Source organism: Saccharospirillaceae bacterium, from assembly GCA_022448365.1.
Classification (GTDB): domain Bacteria; phylum Pseudomonadota; class Gammaproteobacteria; order Pseudomonadales; family Oceanobacteraceae; genus Bacterioplanoides.
Genome location: JAKVCS010000003.1, coordinates 611,776 through 629,424, shown reverse-complemented (window position 1 = coordinate 629,424; position 17,649 = coordinate 611,776). Strand labels below are relative to the sequence as shown.

The window sequence follows — 17,649 nt, the reverse complement described above, 5'->3', positions numbered from 1 at the left end:
TATTGAGTTTGTATGGATTATACCGAACAAATCCTGTTATTTCTGATTGCTGTTGTTGCGAATTGGTTTTCTGCTTTGGCAGGTGGCGGTGCCGGGCTGATTCAGTTACCCATTCTTATTTTTATGGGGTTACCTTTCCCCCTGGCACTGGCGACACATAAAATTGCCACGGTTGCATTAGGTGTTGGTGCAACGTTGAGGCACCTTAAAGAAGGCCACCTTAATCGCCATATTTTATTACTGATCCTCTGTGCAGGTGTTCCCGGTGTGATTGCCGGTGTGTTTTTCATTCTGGATATTCCGGCAAGACAATCCGAGGTTGCACTGGGTGTTATTACGCTGGCGCTGGCACTGTACTCGTTGTTTAAGCCGCAGCTTGGTCTGCATTCAGACCCTAAACATCGTGATTGGTTCGGATACATTGTCGGTGGCACGGTGCTGATGATCATCGGCTTCGCCAACGGTGCCTTATCCGCAGGTAGTGGCTTATTTGTCACTTTATGGCTGGTGTATTGGTTTGGCCTGGAATATAAGGTCGCTGTTGCGCAGACGCTGGTGGCTGTTGGGCTTGGCTGGAACGGAACCGGAGCGTTAACGATGGGAGCGGTTGCTGCCGTTCAATGGAGTTGGATTCCGGCGTTGATTATTGGTTCTTTAGCGGGTGGGTATCTTGGCGCTCATACGTCGATTCAGGCAGGCAATCTTGCTATCAAGCGTATCTATGAAGTGGTAACTTTTATTGTTGGGCTAAAGCTGCTTCTTGGTTAAATGCCGGCAACCATTTGAAAACGATGTGGCGTACTTGCTCAATATTGATGGGCTTGCTTAGGTAATCATTCATGCCCGCATCGAGACACAGCTGCTCGTCACCTGACATGGCGTTGGCGGTTACCGCAATAATAGGAATTGTTGCTTCAATACTGGCACTGCTGCGAATGCGTTTGGTTGCTTCAAAACCATCCATCACGGGCATCTGACAGTCCATAAAGATCATGTCGTAGTGATAGTCTTTATCTTGCTGAAGTTTCTCCAGTGCTTTCTCGCCGTTGTCGGCAATGTCTACCTGAAGCTGCATACGACCTAACATGCTGCGCAGCACTTTCTGATTAATGGTGTTGTCTTCGACAATCAACACGTGTCCGCGTAACTCCTGATTGGCAAGATACTTTTCCCGGTTGAAAGCTAATGGATGAGCACAGTGATTGAGATCAAGCGGCTCTTTAGCCGGTATGCGCAAGCGGGCATTGGTTCCTTTTTGTTTTTCGGAGGAGATACGAATATCACCGTGTAAACACAAGCAGGCTGCTCGCACCAGTGATAAACCAATTCCGAGACCCTGATAGCGTCGTTGAAGAGAGGAATCTGCCTGGGCCATAAATCCCTGGACTTGCCGGACTTCGTCCGCGGACATACCGATCCCGGTGTCCTGAATATCAAACTGGATACAGCTCTCTTCATGCAGATTCAACCACGACACAGCAAGGCGAATATGCCCTTCGTTGGTGAATTTAATAGCATTATCGATCAACGCTTTTAACGCATGTTGCAGACATTTAAAGTCGATCAGCAGGTTGTCTGGCATGTCATCACTGATCACCAACTCAAACTCAAGACCTTTGGCGCTGCACATTGGTTGTAGTTTGTTGGCAAAGTGGCGCAGAGTTGGTGATAGTTCGATATTACACGGCGCTGCAATACGATTGCCTGACTGCAGTTCAGTGTAAGTAAGTACATTATCTACAAGTTCAAGCATTTCATTGGCGCTGACTCTGGCATTACCAATCGAGGAGAGCAGGTCGGTGGTATCACCGTCTTTGGCTAATTCCAGCGAACCGAGAATACCATTTAACGGTGTGCGAAATTCGTGGCTTATGGTGGCTAGGAAATCATTTTTAAGTCGATTCGATTCCAGCAAACTTTCAGTTTTACGTTGCAGTTCTTTTTTTACCTGATTTTCGGCGGCTTTTTTCTCCGCTTGCAGCAGGTTAATCCTGTCTGCAAGTGCAAACGATAGCAGTACAATTTCGAAAACACTGCCAATTTTGCTGGCATGAATCGTCAACGTATTATTCGGGAAGATACCAAAGATGGTTAAAATGGTGATCAGTCCACCGATAATAAAGGCGACCCAGGCTGCCAGAAAGAACCGTGCTTCACGCTTTCCCCGAAGCAGTGTAACGATAGATGCGTAAAGGATAACTAGCAGAAACGCCACAACAACCGGGCCTGCAATGGCCATAACGGTGGAGGTATCAACCACGAACGCTAGCACGCCGGTAACGGCACTGAGCGCCAGGCAAGATAACAACGCCCGATCGGCACTGCGGTGATAGCGTTCCGTATGTAAGAAACTGCGACTGAAAGCGGTACCGAATACTCCGACCATCGCAATCATCAACGGGACTGCTAATTGTTGAAAATAGGTGGAGTCCTGCCAGACAAATTGATAACCAATACCACTGGTCGCTAACTGCAGTGTTGCAAACGACGCGATGTAAGCAATGTACAGAAGATAGCTTTTATCGCGAAAACTCAACCACAAAAACAGGTTATATAAGAACATAACCAGCATCATGCCGTAATACATTCCCAGGCCATATTGCTCAGTGGATTGCTCCTCAATAAAGTGGTCACGCTGCCAGAACTGAACAGGCAATTGCATTGAGCTGCTGGTTTGAACGTTGATGTACAGTGTTTGAGTTTTATGTTGGGAAAAGTCGAGAGGGATAACGAAATTTCGGTGTTGAAAAGGACGGTGAGTGAAAGATTGCAAATCGCCCAATAAATATTGTTTGAGCCGGACACCATCTTGATTCTCGATGTAAACCTCAAGGCGATCAAGCAGGGGATAGCCAATTTCCATCAGCCAGCGATGATGTTTCTGCGTGTCGCTGTGCAAATGCATTTTCAGCCAATAACCAGAACGGGTAAAACCTTCGTTGAACACCTTCTTTGGATATTGTTCGAACAGAGTCCCGTTATTCTTGAGATAAGACAATGACAGTTGAGATAAAGGGTCCTGATGAAAATAAATCGCATTATTGCTGTCAGCAATCGTGATATTGTCGTTAAATTCCACCCAGCGTTCACTATCAATATCTTTCACAAGATGCGCGTTGACCCGCCAGGGAAACAGGCCGATCAGTAAAATGATCACAGTGGTAGCGAAATTAGCGCTATGCCATTTCATCTGGTTGAATTCCCTGCGCCCAGTCCATCGTCTTATTTATAAATGAATTTGCATATAGACTATGGAGTATAGAGGCTGCACTATCTGTGTGTGAATCTCTTTCGTCTATAAAAGGCGAAACTACTAACAAAAAGCAATAACCAAAGTTGGCATTCAGCCCCGGAGCCTGATGCGGCTCCCTCTAAGGCAACAGGTTCTTGTTGTTGCGGAAGCGGGGTTGCGACCAACAGCGCACTGATAAAGACCGGCGATGCTGATGAGGACACCGTATTGTTAACATCGTCTGCTTTGCTGTGACTGATATTGACGCGCTCAGGTGTTTTTTCAGCCAAATCTCCCTGCCATTCAAAGGTTGCTCTGGTGCCACTACTATTTACCTGTGTCGCCAGAATTTCCTGCGTGCCATTGCGGAAAAACAGGGTCACTTTGGGCGCTTCGGAGAGAAAATCCACACCTTGAGAAATGATACTACCGGTAAGCATGAACGCTGACTCAAGTGGATTCAGAGTGATTTCCTGAGCGCTCTTTCCTGATTCGAGCTGAACATCTTTGTCGGCGTAACCCTCAGCTGTGATGTTCAGGGTTTGTCCACCAGAGGCGAGCGTTAAACTAGCGCTACCGCTGCTGTTGGTTGTTGCTGTGGTTGGCAGTCGCCACTCTGTCAGGCGCGTGTCAGTTGCTTTGATAACCGCACCTTCAACAGTATCGCCACTCGTATCTGTCACGGTAAATTCAACCCGGTTTGCAATCACAATGGTGCCGCTGTTCGTTCCCTCAGGCAGATTCGCCGATTCCGCCGTGATGACGAAATCCGTATCTTCCGGATTGTTACTCAGCGTTAATCCTGAGGCTGCCCGATTAAATTGCTGCGCGTTATCAGGGGCCGTAACCCTGTTATTTTCGGCGGTGAATGTGATGGCCGGATTATTCACGCTCAGGTCAATCTGACTGCCCACAGGGGCGCCTTCAACGTAAATCTGCTGGCTGCTGGCGGAATCCAGCAGGCTGGATACATTGGTAACCGCTCGCAATGGCCGCTCAATAAAGTAACGCGCAGAGTTTCCGGATGTATCGGTTATATCAAGTCGGTAGGTTCCGGCAAAGGCGCCACTCTCTGGCATCGATAGTATGTATCCTTCGCCTGCTCGCGATAATAAATCGCTTTGATCACTGCCGTTATAAAACACATTAATCGTTAATTGATTATCGCCACCGCTGATATTGAGGTTGACGATACCGAGTCCACCGGTCAGTGTTTCTCCATCACTGGCTTTAGTCTCTTCTTTTTGCACACTGAAAGCGGGCAGTACTTTAACACTGACTACCTGATTATCGGTTAGGCTGCCATCAGAAACCTCGATATCGACTGAGTAATCTCCTTCTGCGATGCCGTTGCTGGTATCGATAGTCAGTTGGCGATCTGTGACAGAGGCCTCTAACCCCACAGACTTCGATCGAATTCTGTAGCTTAACTGGTCGCTGCTGGTGTCTGGATCAGAGGCAGTCAGCGACACTTGTTTGCTGGTACCTGCGAGCACTGACTGTGGCGGAATACTTGCCAGAACAGGAGGTTGAGGCGCTGTGGAATCCTGAACAACAACATCCAGAGTCAGGTCTACCTGGTTGGCACCGTCGGCGACCCTCAGTAGTATTTGTGTGCTGTTATTAGTTGCTGATTTGGCAGACAGCGTTAGCTGTTTATTTACCAGGGACGCATTCAGGACCTCGTTGTCAAAACTGACGATGCTGAAGGTCAGCTGATTCTCCGCGGTATCAATATCGGTAGCACTCAAACCAATGGTTTGCGCCGCTGTACCGATCAGTGTCACCCGGCTGATCGATGAGAACACTGGCGCATCATCAACCGCAGTCACTGTGATAGAAACCTGCTGGCTGTCACTCAGCTGACCATCTGAGGCTGTAACGGTAACGACGCCACTGCCATTAAAATTGCCCTCTGGCTTGATCGTCAGCCTGTCATTTTCGACACTAACACCGAGTTCTGGACTGACATTGCTGATACTGAAGCTAATTTCATCGTTATTGGCATCTTTGGCGGTTAAGGCAATGTCTTTGGTGGAGTCTTCAGCCAGTGTGATTGGTGCAATATTCGATAGCACTGGCGCAAGGTTTTGTTCCGATACAACCACACTGAAATTGCGCTCGGTAGATAGGTAGCCATCACTAACCTGTACAACGACCGTTGAGGAACCTTCATAACTGTCAGCCGGAGCCAGTGAAAGCTGGTTGTTTGTGACGCTGGCATTTAATTCGTCGATTACAGAAACGATACTGAAAGACAGCGGATCATTGTCAGCGTCACTGGCACTCAGGTTAACGACGGAGCTTCCTCCTTTGGCAAGGGCAACATCAGCAATCTCAGCGAACACAGGGACATCGTTAACGGCATTGACCGTGACGTTAAATGTGGTTGAAGCAACCAGGGAACCGTCAGAAACCTGCACTTCAACAGTGCCCTGACCATAATAATTACTAACCGGGTCAAGCGTCAGCTGTTCGCCAGTCAGTGAAGCACCTAATTGCGCCTCTGCAGTGCCTATAGAAAATACCAGATTGCTGCTATCGACATCGGTGGCCGATACGTTAAAGGTCAACTGACTGTCTTCATCCAGAGATTGATCGGGGATTGTCGCGATTACCGGTCTGTCGTTAACTGCCACCACTGTAACGTTAAAACTGGTTGAATCAGTCAGATTGCCATCGCTCACCTGGACTGTGACTGAGCCACTGCCGTTGTAGTCAGCAGCCGGGTCCAGTGTCAGTGTTGTGCCAGAAATGCTGGCATTGAGCGAATCGGTGGCGGTCACCAAAGAGAAGGTCAGACTATCGTTTTCCGGATCGCTACCCGACAAGATAATATTCCTATCGGTGTCTTCATCCAGTGTTTGATCACTGATGACGTTGAGTGTTGGTGCGGTGTTGTCATGGTTTACTGTCCAGCCAATATCTTCCAGCAACTGAGTGGCGAGACCGGGGTTGTCGAGAAACTCGGTATAACTTGGTTCCATTATCTCATTGGGACTCAACAAGGAATCGAAATGGCCAACGGATGATCCCGGGCTGTAACTGGATGGTGCGTAGATACGAACACTACCGCCGTTGGTGCCAGCCGAATAATCAGCGGATTTTGCGTTCACTTTATTGCCACTCCAAACCAGATCGCCGTCACTGACTATTGCAGAAGCCCGATCTGTCTGGCTCATGTCCTTCAAAAATATGCCGCTGCTTTGACGTTTGAGCATTCTTGTGTAGATATCGAAGACTTGCACACCGCCAACCTCAGCACCGGAAGCGCCTGAGCTGTTTAACAAACTGAGAAACCCCATTCCATGCATAATCTCGTGCAATACAACTGGTAAAAGCGCCGTGCTGAAACGACCGCCGTCGCTGTAACCATAGTGCCAGGTCTTACCACCCAGACATGTACCACTGTCTAAGTTGGAGTTAAAAGTGGCGTTAATTTCCGCCTTGCTACTGTCAATATCTGCATTTTGCAGCTGGTTGTACAAAGCGTCCGGGTAAACCGTGAAGTCACTGCCATTGTTCTGGAACTGATAATTTTCGGGTCCGGCCTGGCCTAACACGGCCGAGGTTGGTGTACAGGTCAGCGGGTTAAATTCCGCATTAACTTTCACCGGCTGATTAATCTGGAAAATGGTATTAAGAATTTCAGCGGCTTTGTTGAATACGTTCAGACGTTGTTGGCCGAGTGTGGTCCCTGTGTTGCCACCGATGGCGGCGACGGGCGTGTTGTCATTAAAACCTTCTCCGACTCCATCGTTGTTGACAATGGTTACGGCGGCGTAACTTATGGGTGTCAGCAACAATAGAAAGATTAATCGGGTGAGCATATCGGAATTACCTGTTTAAGGTTGCTGTGGTTCAGCCAGGGGGTGAATCTGCCGCTCCGTGATACGAACGTCACCATCCTCTCCCAAGACAGCGATAGAAACCGTTTCGAATTGACCTTTAGGGTTCAATGACAGGTTGCCCTGCGGATTCCGTTCCGGTTGCAATTCGCTTTGTGGAATCCGCTGTTTTTCGATGTAAGCCTGGATTTCTAGCGGGATTTTTACCGTGTGATCATGCGAATGAGGGTGGTCATGATGATGTTGCGGTGGTTGCGTACTGTAGTCCCCCGATGGCGCTGAGGTTGATAATGATGGCCTGGAAATTGGTGGAATGTTGTCGATTTTGAGTGATTGGGTGATTTCCACCTGCGGTTGGGGTTGAACCTTTTCCAGCGCGCTGGTCTGCAGGGTCGCAGGGGTTGGCTGTGCAGCGAAATAGACCCCGCCCGCGAGGCTTGCGGTGAAAATCAAAGACACGATAATCAGAACAGATCGCTGGGTGTGCTTCACAGTCAAGCCTCATTGATATTGGTAACGTTAGGCTAGCGCTATCTGCCAGCTAATTCAGCTGCCAGACGTAAACAAATGTAGCGAATGGTTAATTTGAGAACTGTTCACCCCTTTACCCGGTTATTGATGCTTTTTAGTAAATCGAGTGGCTTGTGCCTCCAGTGGATCATCTGGCCAGGGGTGCTTAGGGTAGCGGCCACGCATATCTTTGCGAACCTCCGGGTAACCGTTGCGCCAGAAGCTTGATAAGTCCTGAGTAACTGCCAGCGGGCGTTGCGCCGGGGAAAGCAGGTGGATCATGAGTGGTAACCGGTCGTTGAGAATTGCAGGCTGGCCATCAAAACCGAACATTTCCTGCAGTTTTACCGCCAACACCGGAGGATTTTCGCCGTAGTTGATCCGCACTTTTGAGCCGCTGGCTACCTTAATATGGGTTGGCAGCAGTTTGTCCAGTTGCTGCTGCTGTTGCCAATCAAGCAGGGATAGCAGAGCGTTGTATAAATCCACTTTCTTCAGATCTTTCTGGTGTCTTGTCTGCTGTAAAAAGGGCAGCAACCATTGTTCAAGATCAGCGACCAGAGCGTCATCAGTGACCTCTGGCCAATTGCCATGGGTATCTGATTGAAACGCCAGATCCATGCGTTGCCGTAATGCAAGGCAGTTGTCGTTCCATGGTAGCGAACCGAGGCCGTGACTGCGAAAATAACCGCTCCAGGCGTCATCCCACTGAGATGGCTTAAGAGCAGGTAGTGCCTGCTTTTGCCAGGTGAGTTTTCCCAGCATCTGTCGTTGCTCTGCAAGCAGTTGGCCATTGCTCTGCCAATCAATCACGATTTGTTCATCACCAAGATACGTGTGCTGCTCTAAGAGATGGCCAATGTCCTCTGCAACCAGTTTGCAGGCCAGGCGCACGGTGGCTTGCTGACCACCAATTTCGGCAATTGCTAACCATTCGTGATTGCCGAGTGCTGAGTCTGGCTGCAATACAACGCCGGCACCGGAACTCAGTTGATAACTGGCCTGTTGGCTGTCAGACGAAGAGCGTAATCGCGCGATTCGATCAGGAAAGGCCAGCGCGATAACTCTGCCGGGGTTAACAGGAGAGTGATCCTCTGTCAGCTGCAGTGTGTCAATCCAGTTTCTTGCCAACTTAGCGGCTTGTCGCGTCAGCTGAGAGGCACTCTGCTGCATCAGACTCTCAATATCATCGCTGCGTTTGGGTTTATGAGGACTGAGTTGTAATAACGCGATTAACTCAGCCGTGCTGCGGCCATAACCTTGCTGATCCGCGCATATCAGACTGTGCGCCCAGCGTGGTTCCAGCCCTGATTCGGCAATTCGATGACCATGCGCAGTGAGGTTGGAATCTACACTCAGTATATTGAGCTGCTGTAACAGCAGGCGAGCACGATTCAGTGCAGCCGCATTGGGCGGCGAGAGCCAGGTCAGTTCTTCGGCTTCCGCTCCCCACTGACGTAACGCCAGCAACAGGCTGGATAAGTCGCTGTGTTCAATGTCAGCGGCAATGTGTTTCGCTCTTGTCTGATGCTGGCTCTCAGCCCACAGTCGGTAACAAACACCGACGGCCTGGCGGCCAGCTCGTCCCTGGCGCTGCGTGGCAGATGCCTGGGAAATATTCCGGGTAGCGAGACGTTCTATCCCCGAACGGACATCAAATTGTTGCCGACGCTCCAGACCGCTATCGATTACTGTGCGAACGCCATCAATCGTAACCGAGCTTTCAGCAATATTAGTCGCCAGTATAATTTTCTTTTGCTGTTTATCGTGTGGTGATTGTGGTTGTAATGCCAGTTTCTGTTGCTGGTCACTTAGCTGGCCATGCAACGGCACGAGCTGTGCGTCGAGATCCTGTAATGCTTGTTGCAGTGCATTAATTTCTGCAGCGCCGGGGAGGAATACCAGCATATCCCCGCCATGATGCATTGCCTCTCGAACAACGTTACAGCAGTGCCGGATCAGGGCATTACGATGGCTGTTTAATGGCTCGCTGGCTGGGCGGTAGTGTGTCGTAATATCGAAGCTGCGGCCCTCGCTGCGTACTATCGGAGCTTCAAGCTGATGCGCCAGGGTATCTTCATCCAGTGTCGCGGACATGATCAGAATCTTAAGATCTTGCCGGAATAATTGTTGGCTGCTGCGGGCGAGTGCCAGGCCAAGATCAGAATGCTGATTGCGCTCATGAAACTCGTCAAAGATGATCAGACCAACGCCGCTGAGTTCCGGGTCATTCTGCAGCATCCGGGTTAGTAAGCCCTCAGTGATGACTTCGATCCGGGTTGATGCTGACGTGCGGCTTTCCATCCGCATACGATAACCAACAGTATGGCCGGTTTCCTCAGACAGTTGTTTTGCCATGAAACGTGCAGCGTTGCGGGTGGCAATGCGTCTGGGTTCAAGCATCAGGATTTTTTGTTGTTGTAGCCAGGGTTCGGTTAATAACGCCAGCGGAACTCGTGTGGTTTTACCAGCCCCCGGTGCAGCAACCAGGACAACATTGGCATGATCGTTCAGTGCTTGTTTTAATTCAGGAATTGCCTGATCAATCGGTAAAGAAGTGTGACTCATGGACTCGGGTAGCAGACGATACTAAACGCGCATGGTAGCCTATTACCACGATGAGGTGAAAATGATGGCAGAAAATAACAAAGTCTCTGTGGTTGATTTTGCATCAGCCAGCAAAAAGTTTAAGCAAGACCGGGAACACGAACGCAAAGAAGCTAAAGTCGATGAAATGAAGGCTCGCTTCAGTCATGCTCTGCCGGATAAAAAAACGCCGGTGAAAGACTTTCTGCGGAAGAAAAAAACAAGGAAAAAGCGTTGATGTCCAGTCTTACTGACTGAGTAGAAACGTCTCAATGGCACTGGCGTTGAGCGGTTTGCTGAGATAATAGCCCTGAATACAGTCACAATGTTTAGCGACCAGTTCGTCCTGCTGTTCTCGTTCTTCCACGCCCTCAGCGATGACCTGCATACCCAGGCTGTGACCCAGAGTAATAATGGTGTCAACCAGTGCCTGTTTACGATTATCACCACACATTTTATCGATAAAGGTGCGGTCGATTTTCAGTTTATCGACCGGAAACGCAGCCAGATAAGACAGCGATGAAAATCCAGTGCCAAAGTCATCGAGTGCGACACGGATATTTTTGGCCTGCAGCTCGCGAAGAAATTTTTGCGTATCAGCCTGGTTTTGAATAAATAAACTCTCGGTAATTTCGATAACCAGCAATTCCGGATTAACACCAGAAGCATCAATCTGGCTGATAATATGATCCGCCAGTTCATTATCGTAGAACTCAGCAGTCGACAGGTTAACGGCAATGGGCAAGGTAATGCCTAATGCCTGTAAGTGCGTTATTTGTTTGAGAGCGGCGTGTCTGACCCAGCTACCAATATCACGGATAATGCCGGTCTTTTCTGCCAGAGGAATAAATACATCCGGACGAATCATGCCGCGGTCTGGGTGATTCCAGCGAACCAGCGCTTCAAGTTGCGAGATTTTATTACTTGCCAGACACTTTATCGGTTGGAAGTGCAATTCCAGCTGGTCTCTCTCGACCGCATGACGCAATTCCTGGTGTAACAAAGCCTGTTGTTTGGCTTCCTGATTCATAGCTTCAGTGAAAAAAGCATGGCCACTGCGACCGCTGGCTTTAGCGGCGTATACCGCCTGATCGGCCGCTTTCATAAGCTGCTCGATTGTTTTTCCATCCTCCGGAAAGCGCGCTATACCGAGGCTGGTTGATATTCGGCAGTCTTTCACCTGACGCAGAGTGAAGGGTTTAACGAATTGTTCCAGTACTTTTTCTGCCTGATTGTTTAACTCAGTTTCAGACATGTCCTGAGCGACGATCACAGCAAACTCATCTCCTCCCAGTCTGGCGGTAGTATCGGCGTTACTGAAACATTGCTGTAAGCGGTTGGCGGTTTTGACCAATAACTCATCGCCAACATCGTGACCGTGGTTATCGTTAATTTCTTTGAAGTAGTCCAGATCGAACAGAAAGACGGCGAAGCTTTGTCCTTTACGGCGGCAATGTTCAATAGCCCAGCCCATGCGCTCGTAAAACAGGTTACGATTTGGCAGGTTGGTCAAGACATCGTAATTTGCCAGATACTGAATGGTCTCTTCCGAACGCTTTCGCTCAGAAATGTCGCTGATCAGAGCGACACTTTTCAGGATTCTATTATCGACGCCACGCACAGCAGAGAAGCAGATTTCAGCGGTGAAGGTTTCGCCATTCCGCCGGGTCGCCTGAACCTCGCCGGTCCAGCTGCGGTTGGCAGGCAAATTCATCAGTATTTCACGGTAATGCTGCAATTGATTCTGTGAGGCAGACAGCATCTTCGGCGATTGGCCAATCACATCCTGGGTGCTGTAACCGGTCATCTGGCAAAAAGCGGGATTAACGTCTGAGACGATAAAGTTGTCGTCAGTGATCACCATCCCCATCGGTAAATGTTGAGCAATCGCACTCGATAGTTTGCCCTGAGTCCAGGCTCGGGTGTATTCAATCCCGAATCGTGCCAGCCGAGATGCTTCAACAATTAACAGCAGATCATGATTGCTGGGTACATTAGGATGGTCGTAATACATAGCAAACGTACCCAACACCTTATCGCCCTGGCCCATAATCGGTTGGGACCAGCAGGCTCTGAGGTTGGCTGATTCGGCTATCTCTTTGTAAGGTTCCCAGAACGGGTGTGTCTGTATGTCATCAACCACGACCAGTTGTTTGGTAAACGCGGAGGAACCGCAGCTGCCGACATCGTGACCTATTTCGATACCATCGATGGCTTCCGTGTAGTGCTTGGCAATCGAGGGAGCCGCACCATGGGTCAGGCGTTTTCCATCTTCACTCAGCAGCAAGACCGAGGCTTGGCAGCCGGGTTGTTTATCTTCGATCAGGTAGCAAAGCTCTTCCAGCAAGTCGTAAAGAGAGCGTCCGGAAACCAGAATCTCGAGAATCTGACTGTAGCGGCTTAAGCTAACCACAGCTTTAGGGCTGTCTGAGCGGGTGGTTTTGATGGTCATAAAACGACTTAAAATGAATTCATCACTCAGAGTTTAGCTGGAATTGCGAAAATGTGTGGAGAAGAACAGCGTCGTTTTCAGAAAGCAGAAGTAAAGGAGAGGCAGCAACCAGGGCGTGAAATCCGCCCTGGTTTAGGTACGACTCAGAGGTCTGACAAGTGCTTACGCACCAACCAGAGACTGACCACAAACGCGCACCACATTGCCAGTAACACCGGAAGAAGCCGGGTTAGCGAAAAAAGCAATGGTTTCGGCAACATCGACCGGTTTTCCACCCTGCGACAGAGAGTTCAGGCGACGGCCCACTTCACGGGTCATGAATGGAATTGCATCGGTCATTGCTGTTTCGATAAAGCCAGGTGCGACCGCATTAATAGTGATGTTCTTAGCCGCCAATTCGTCGGCCATGTATTGAACGTAACCAATAACGCCGGCCTTAGAAGCCGAGTAGTTAGTCTGGCCAACCTGTCCTGCGATACCGTTCATTGAGGATACGCAAACGATGCGGCCACCGGCATTGATAGTCCCTTGCTCGAACAAGGCGTGGTTGATGCGCTCTTCGGCCGACAGGTTAATGTCGATGGTCATGTGCCACCAGTGCTCAGGCATATTCGCCAGGGTTTTATCACGGGTAACACCAGCATTGTGAACAATAATATCGCCGCCACCCATTTCTTTCAGTTTGTCGGAAATCTGCTGCGGTGCTTCGTTGGAAGAAATATCGCCCAGCAGAGCTTCGCCACCAATCTCAGCCATCACACGATTCAGATCTGCTTCAGCTGGCGGAATATCCAGACCCAGTACGCGAGCACCATCGCGTGCCAGAGTGCGAGCAATGGATTCACCGATGCCACGTGAGGCGCCTGTGACCAGAGCAACTTTGCCGGTCAGTGGCTTGTGCCAATCCGGATATGCCACTTCCTCGGCTTTACGAACCGTAATTACCTGGCCATCAACATAGGCAGACTTTGCTGAGATAACAAAACGGAAGGCCGGATCGATGTTGGCTTCAGCGCCTTCTTCAACGTATACCGCTTGAGAAGTTGCACTCTTTTTACCAATCTCTTTTGCAACAGAACGTGAGAAGCCCTCCAATGCGCGCATAGCAGCGGCTTGTTCACCGGTTTTTGCTTTCAGATGCGGACGGCCCAGAGTAATTACGCGACCGTTGCTGGCCAGCTTGCGCATGACCGGGTTGAAGAAGGTGTAAAGTTGATCCAGGTCAGAAGCCTCCTGGAAGCCCGACGCATCAAAAACAAAGGCGTCGAACTTATCTGTCATATTCTTGGAACATTCAACCCCAATTGCTTTTACGCCAGCTTTGTTGGCAGCCGCTACAATCGCGGCCGCTGTGTAGGCGTTAGCCGGGAAGCACACAGTGGCCTTAGAAGCCGCCAGGTTACGCATCAAGTCGTTTAACAGAGCGGCATTTTCGGACGCACCAACCAGCACTTTGCCTTCAAAGTACGTTTCCTGATCGGCACGGTAGCGCTTCAGATCAATAGGTGTCGGTAAACCAACGGTTTTAAGAAGGCTGCGGCCGGTTTTGTTGTTCAGCATGGTTTCGTAAAAGTTACTCATGATACGTTTCCGTTAAAGAGTTGCTATCTGGTTAAATAAGACGTTCACGGTTGGCTGAAAATATGGCCGGTTGTGTGTTGCTCAATCGTCTTGAAATCCTGGCGCGATGTCCGGCGCCTGTTCATATCCGGATGGCTGAATCTGAAGCCGATATCCGGGTTGGCAGATTACAGCAACATCTATAAGTAGTTAAATTGACCTGAGCCACCAAGCTGACTGTCAGTTCAGCCAATGCCTGCTCTATACAGGAGGCTAGACTGCTGTGTTCTTCAGGCAGAGAGTGATCGTTCTGCCAGGTTATTGGTTTTTATTTAGGATTAACACATGACCCAGACTGTACGCCGCGTTGCCATTATTGGCGGTAACCGTATCCCATTTGCTCGTTCCAATACTGTCTATTCTTATGCTTCTAACCAGGACATGCTGACTGCAGCACTGAACGGTCTGGTTAATCGCTACAATTTACAGGGTGAAAAAATTGGCGAATTCATCGCTGGTTCCGTCATCAAGCACAGCCGCGATTTCAACTTGGCGCGCGAAACTCTGTTGAGCACTTCTCTGGACCCTATGTCTCCGGCGACCGATATTCAGCAAGCCTGTGCGACTGGCCTGCAAGCGTGTATGCAGGTTGCGAATAAAATTGCTCTGGGTCATATCGATGTCGGTATTGCAGGTGGTTCCGATACTACCTCTGATGCGCCGATTGGTGTTTCTGAAGGCCTGCGTAAAATTCTGCTGGACGTGAACCGTGCAAAAACCACCGGTGAGCGTTTGAAACTGCTTTCTAAGATTCGTCCTAAGCATCTGGCGCCACTGATTCCTCGCAATGGTGAGCCACGCACCAACATGTCCATGGGTGAGCATACTGAAATCACCGTTAAAGAGTGGGGCATTGGTCAGGAAGAGCAGGATGAGATTGCCTTTAACTCTCACACTAACCTGCTGAAAGCCTACGAAGATGGTTTCTTCGATGATCTGGTAACGCCGTTCCAGGGGCTGGATAAAGACAATTCAGCGCGCGAACCTAACCTCGAGAAAATGGCGACCTTGAAGCCAGCCTTCGATAGAAAATCTGGTAAAGGTACGCTGACAGCAGCCAATTCTTCGGCGCTGACGGACGGCGCTTCTGTTGTGCTGCTGGCCTCTGAAGAGTGGGCAAAAGAGCACAACCTGCCAGTGCGTGCTTACCTGAGCTTCTACGAAACTTCTGCAGTTAACTTCGTTGGTAAAGACGCGGAGGGTCTGCTGATGGCACCAGCCTACGCAGTATCTAACATGCTTGACCGTGCTGGTCTGACGCTGCAGGACTTTGATTTTTACGAAATCCATGAAGCGTTCGCGGGTGTGGTTGCTTCCACTTTGAAGGCGTGGGAAGACGAGAAATTCTGTAAAGAGCGCCTCGGCCGTGATTCTGCTTTGGGTTCTATTGATCGCAGCAAGCTGAACGTTCGTGGTTCTTCGATCGCTACGGGCCACCCATTTGCAGCCACCGGTGGTCGTATTGTTTCTTCTCTGGCAAAAATGTTGGAAGAAAAAGGTTCTGGCCGTGGTCTGATCTCCATCTGTGCGGCAGGTGGTCAGGGCGCTGTTGCTATTCTGGAACGTGATTAATCACACCGGGAATGGGTGTCCGGGCAACTGGGGACCCGCAGGTTTACCTGCACTCTCACCACTAGATACCTAACCCCGTGCTTCATTGCGGAAAAGGTACGCTGAAAACCCGCCTACAGCGCGGGTTTTTTTATGCTCGCAATTTATTATCATTGCCTGTCTCCAGCTCAGTTCTGCAACGATCGGATATGTCGAATGAAAAAATGGATCGCATTGATATTTCTCTACCTTGTCCAAGGCCTCCCTCATGGCTTTTTTGGTCAGGCAATGCCGGTATTGATGCGCGAACAGGGCCTGGACCTTACCGTTATCGGCTTATTGTCGTTACTGGCGCTTCCCTGGGCACTGAAATTTGTGTGGGCACCGCTACTGGATAAAGTCAGTTTATTCCGAGATGAATATCGCCGCAGTTGGATTATTTTGATGAACTATTGCGCTGCCATCTTGCTGGTGATTCTGGCGCTGACGCCGGTGGAATATTGGGTGCAACAAGGGATGGTGACTTTTGCATTATTAATTTTCTGCCTCAATTTATTTATCTCCACGCAGGATATTGCTACCGATGCATTGGCGGTAGAAAACCTGAATGACGCAGAGCGTGGTATCGGCAATGGCGTTCAGGTCGCCGGTTACCGTATCGGAATGGTGCTGGCAGGTGGTTTACTGGTGTCCTTGTTTGGCGTATTCGGCTGGCAGGGCGCTCTGTTGCTGCTGGCTGCCATGATGGTATTAGGTACCTTGCCATTGTGGAATTTTACGCCAAAAGCGCACGTGGTGGATGACCAACCGGTTTGGCCGTTATGGTTGGCATTTTTTAAAGAACCAGGCGCCTGGTTGTGGTTGCTGATGATCTTCCTGTTCAAATTCGGCGATGCGTTTGGTACCCAGATGATTCGGCCGATGCTGTTCGATTTTGGAATTACGCTGGAACAAATGGGGTTGATTCTTGGATCGGTTGGTTTTGCCGCCGGATTATTCGGTGCGTTGGTGGGGGGTTGGTTAGTCAGTAAAGTGGGGCGGCAAACTGCTTTGTTGGGTTTTCTGTTATTTGAAACCTTTGCTTTGTTAAGTTACCTCGGAATCAACGGTCAGGATATGCTCCATATTTATTTGGCGGTCATACTGGAACACATCGCCGGGGGCATGGCAACAGCGGCCCTGTTTACCGTCATGATGGATCGCTGTCGTGAGCACAGTGCGGCAGCCGATTATGCACTTCAGAGCTGTGTGGTGGTTATTGCAGGTTTGATTGCGGGCTCGTTGTCGGGCTTTAGTGCCAAAGCGTTGGGATATGATGGCCACTTTATGTTATCGGCCGTTCTCTGTATTGTTGCTTTGTTTGTTGTCTGGCGAGCCGTTCAGCGACATTTGATTTTGTCTGTTCAAAAATAATCTGCGGGTTCTGTTTAAGCCATGAAGGATGTGAAAATTACCCATCATCTTGATGCGAAAGGTCTGTTTTGTCCGGAGCCGGTGATGATGCTACACAATATGATTCGCGACATGCAGATCGGTGATGTGGTTGAAATTCAGGCAACGGACCCATCGACCAGGCGTGATTTCCTGAAGTTCTGTAATTTCCTCGATCAGGAGATGTTAGTCAGTGAAGAGGTTAGTGGTGTTTATCGTTTTCTGATCTGCAAACAGTCGGATGAGGAGTAGTTGATCAAATAATGGTTGATCAGTCACAATTCAACGACTGGCTCAATTGATTTGCCGGTAATGTACCGGAATTCCCTGACGGTTGAATTATGACCGCTGTAATGCAGGCAACAAAAAAGCCGTACTTATTGAAAGTACGGCTTTTTTGTTGGGTTTCTTTACGATCG

Annotated in this window: 11 protein-coding genes; 5 read left to right on the top strand and 6 right to left on the bottom strand. The window is 49.5% G+C overall.

Annotated elements, in window-relative coordinates:
* Positions 1 to 12 precede the first annotated feature (12 nt).
* Complete coding sequence (locus MK185_06480) at positions 13 to 768, top strand: sulfite exporter TauE/SafE family protein (GenBank protein MCH2040264.1); 756 nt, start codon at positions 13 to 15, stop codon at positions 766 to 768.
* Here MK185_06480 and MK185_06475 read toward each other — a convergent pair.
* From MK185_06475 to hrpB, 4 genes are all read right to left on the bottom strand, one after another.
* Entirely contained in the window at positions 737 to 3,190 is a 2,454-nt protein-coding gene (locus tag MK185_06475; protein MCH2040263.1) for a response regulator, read from the bottom strand. The genes MK185_06480 and MK185_06475 overlap by 32 nt on opposite strands.
* Before the next feature lie 80 nt (positions 3,191 to 3,270).
* On the bottom strand, positions 3,271 to 7,062 hold the full coding sequence (locus tag MK185_06470; GenBank protein ID MCH2040262.1) for a tandem-95 repeat protein: 3,792 nt from the start codon (positions 7,060 to 7,062) through the stop codon (positions 3,271 to 3,273).
* A gap of 15 nt (positions 7,063 to 7,077) precedes the next feature.
* Positions 7,078 to 7,572 (bottom strand): hypothetical protein, encoded by a 495-nt coding sequence (locus tag MK185_06465; GenBank protein ID MCH2040261.1) that lies wholly within the window; start codon positions 7,570 to 7,572, stop codon positions 7,078 to 7,080.
* Between the two features lie 120 nt (positions 7,573 to 7,692).
* On the bottom strand, positions 7,693 to 10,158 hold the full coding sequence (gene hrpB, locus MK185_06460) for an ATP-dependent helicase HrpB (protein ID MCH2040260.1): 2,466 nt from the start codon (positions 10,156 to 10,158) through the stop codon (positions 7,693 to 7,695).
* Positions 10,159 to 10,219: 61 nt separating this feature from the next.
* Here hrpB and MK185_06455 point away from each other — a divergent pair, with 61 nt between their 5' ends.
* Entirely contained in the window at positions 10,220 to 10,414 is a 195-nt protein-coding gene (locus tag MK185_06455) for a tRNA (uracil-5-)-methyltransferase (protein MCH2040259.1), read from the top strand.
* A gap of 9 nt (positions 10,415 to 10,423) precedes the next feature.
* On the opposite strand, the gene MK185_06450 is transcribed toward MK185_06455, so the two are convergent.
* Both MK185_06450 and MK185_06445 read right to left on the bottom strand, forming a co-directional pair.
* Positions 10,424 to 12,628: an EAL domain-containing protein gene (locus MK185_06450; protein MCH2040258.1), complete on the bottom strand. Its 2,205-nt coding sequence runs from the start codon at positions 12,626 to 12,628 to the stop codon at positions 10,424 to 10,426.
* Positions 12,629 to 12,790: 162 nt separating this feature from the next.
* Positions 12,791 to 14,209 (bottom strand): 3-oxoacyl-ACP reductase, encoded by a 1,419-nt coding sequence (locus MK185_06445; GenBank protein ID MCH2040257.1) that lies wholly within the window; start codon positions 14,207 to 14,209, stop codon positions 12,791 to 12,793.
* 324 nt (positions 14,210 to 14,533) lie between these two features.
* Between MK185_06445 and MK185_06440 the strand changes: the two genes are divergently transcribed.
* The 3 genes from MK185_06440 to tusA all read left to right on the top strand — a co-directional run bounded on the left by MK185_06440 (position 14,534) and on the right by tusA (position 17,482).
* Positions 14,534 to 15,820, top strand: coding sequence for an acetyl-CoA C-acetyltransferase (locus MK185_06440; GenBank protein MCH2040256.1), 1,287 nt, complete (start codon positions 14,534 to 14,536; stop codon positions 15,818 to 15,820).
* 195 nt (positions 15,821 to 16,015) lie between these two features.
* Positions 16,016 to 17,212 carry an MFS transporter gene (locus MK185_06435; protein MCH2040255.1) on the top strand — a complete coding sequence of 399 codons (1,197 nt, stop codon included), beginning with the start codon at positions 16,016 to 16,018 and terminating at the stop codon, positions 17,210 to 17,212.
* Between the two features lie 21 nt (positions 17,213 to 17,233).
* Positions 17,234 to 17,482, top strand: coding sequence for a sulfurtransferase TusA (gene tusA / locus MK185_06430; protein ID MCH2040254.1), 249 nt, complete (start codon positions 17,234 to 17,236; stop codon positions 17,480 to 17,482).
* The last annotated feature ends 167 nt before the right edge of the window (positions 17,483 to 17,649 follow it).

Bases quoted from the DNA above. Each gene is read 5' to 3' on its own strand.
- MK185_06480 (MCH2040264.1), top strand. From the start codon at position 13: ATGGATTATACCGAACAAATCCTGTTATTTCTGATTGCTGTTGTTGCG.
- MK185_06475 (MCH2040263.1), bottom strand. From the start codon at position 3,190: ATGAAATGGCATAGCGCTAATTTCGCTACCACTGTGATCATTTTACTG.
- MK185_06470 (MCH2040262.1), bottom strand. From the start codon at position 7,062: ATGCTCACCCGATTAATCTTTCTATTGTTGCTGACACCCATAAGTTAC.
- hrpB (MCH2040260.1), bottom strand. From the start codon at position 10,158: ATGAGTCACACTTCTTTACCGATTGATCAGGCAATTCCTGAATTAAAA.
- MK185_06455 (MCH2040259.1), top strand. From the start codon at position 10,220: ATGATGGCAGAAAATAACAAAGTCTCTGTGGTTGATTTTGCATCAGCC.
- MK185_06450 (MCH2040258.1), bottom strand. From the start codon at position 12,628: ATGACCATCAAAACCACCCGCTCAGACAGCCCTAAAGCTGTGGTTAGC.
- MK185_06445 (MCH2040257.1), bottom strand. From the start codon at position 14,209: ATGAGTAACTTTTACGAAACCATGCTGAACAACAAAACCGGCCGCAGC.
- MK185_06440 (MCH2040256.1), top strand. From the start codon at position 14,534: ATGACCCAGACTGTACGCCGCGTTGCCATTATTGGCGGTAACCGTATC.
- MK185_06435 (MCH2040255.1), top strand. From the start codon at position 16,016: ATGAAAAAATGGATCGCATTGATATTTCTCTACCTTGTCCAAGGCCTC.
- tusA (MCH2040254.1), top strand. From the start codon at position 17,234: ATGAAGGATGTGAAAATTACCCATCATCTTGATGCGAAAGGTCTGTTT.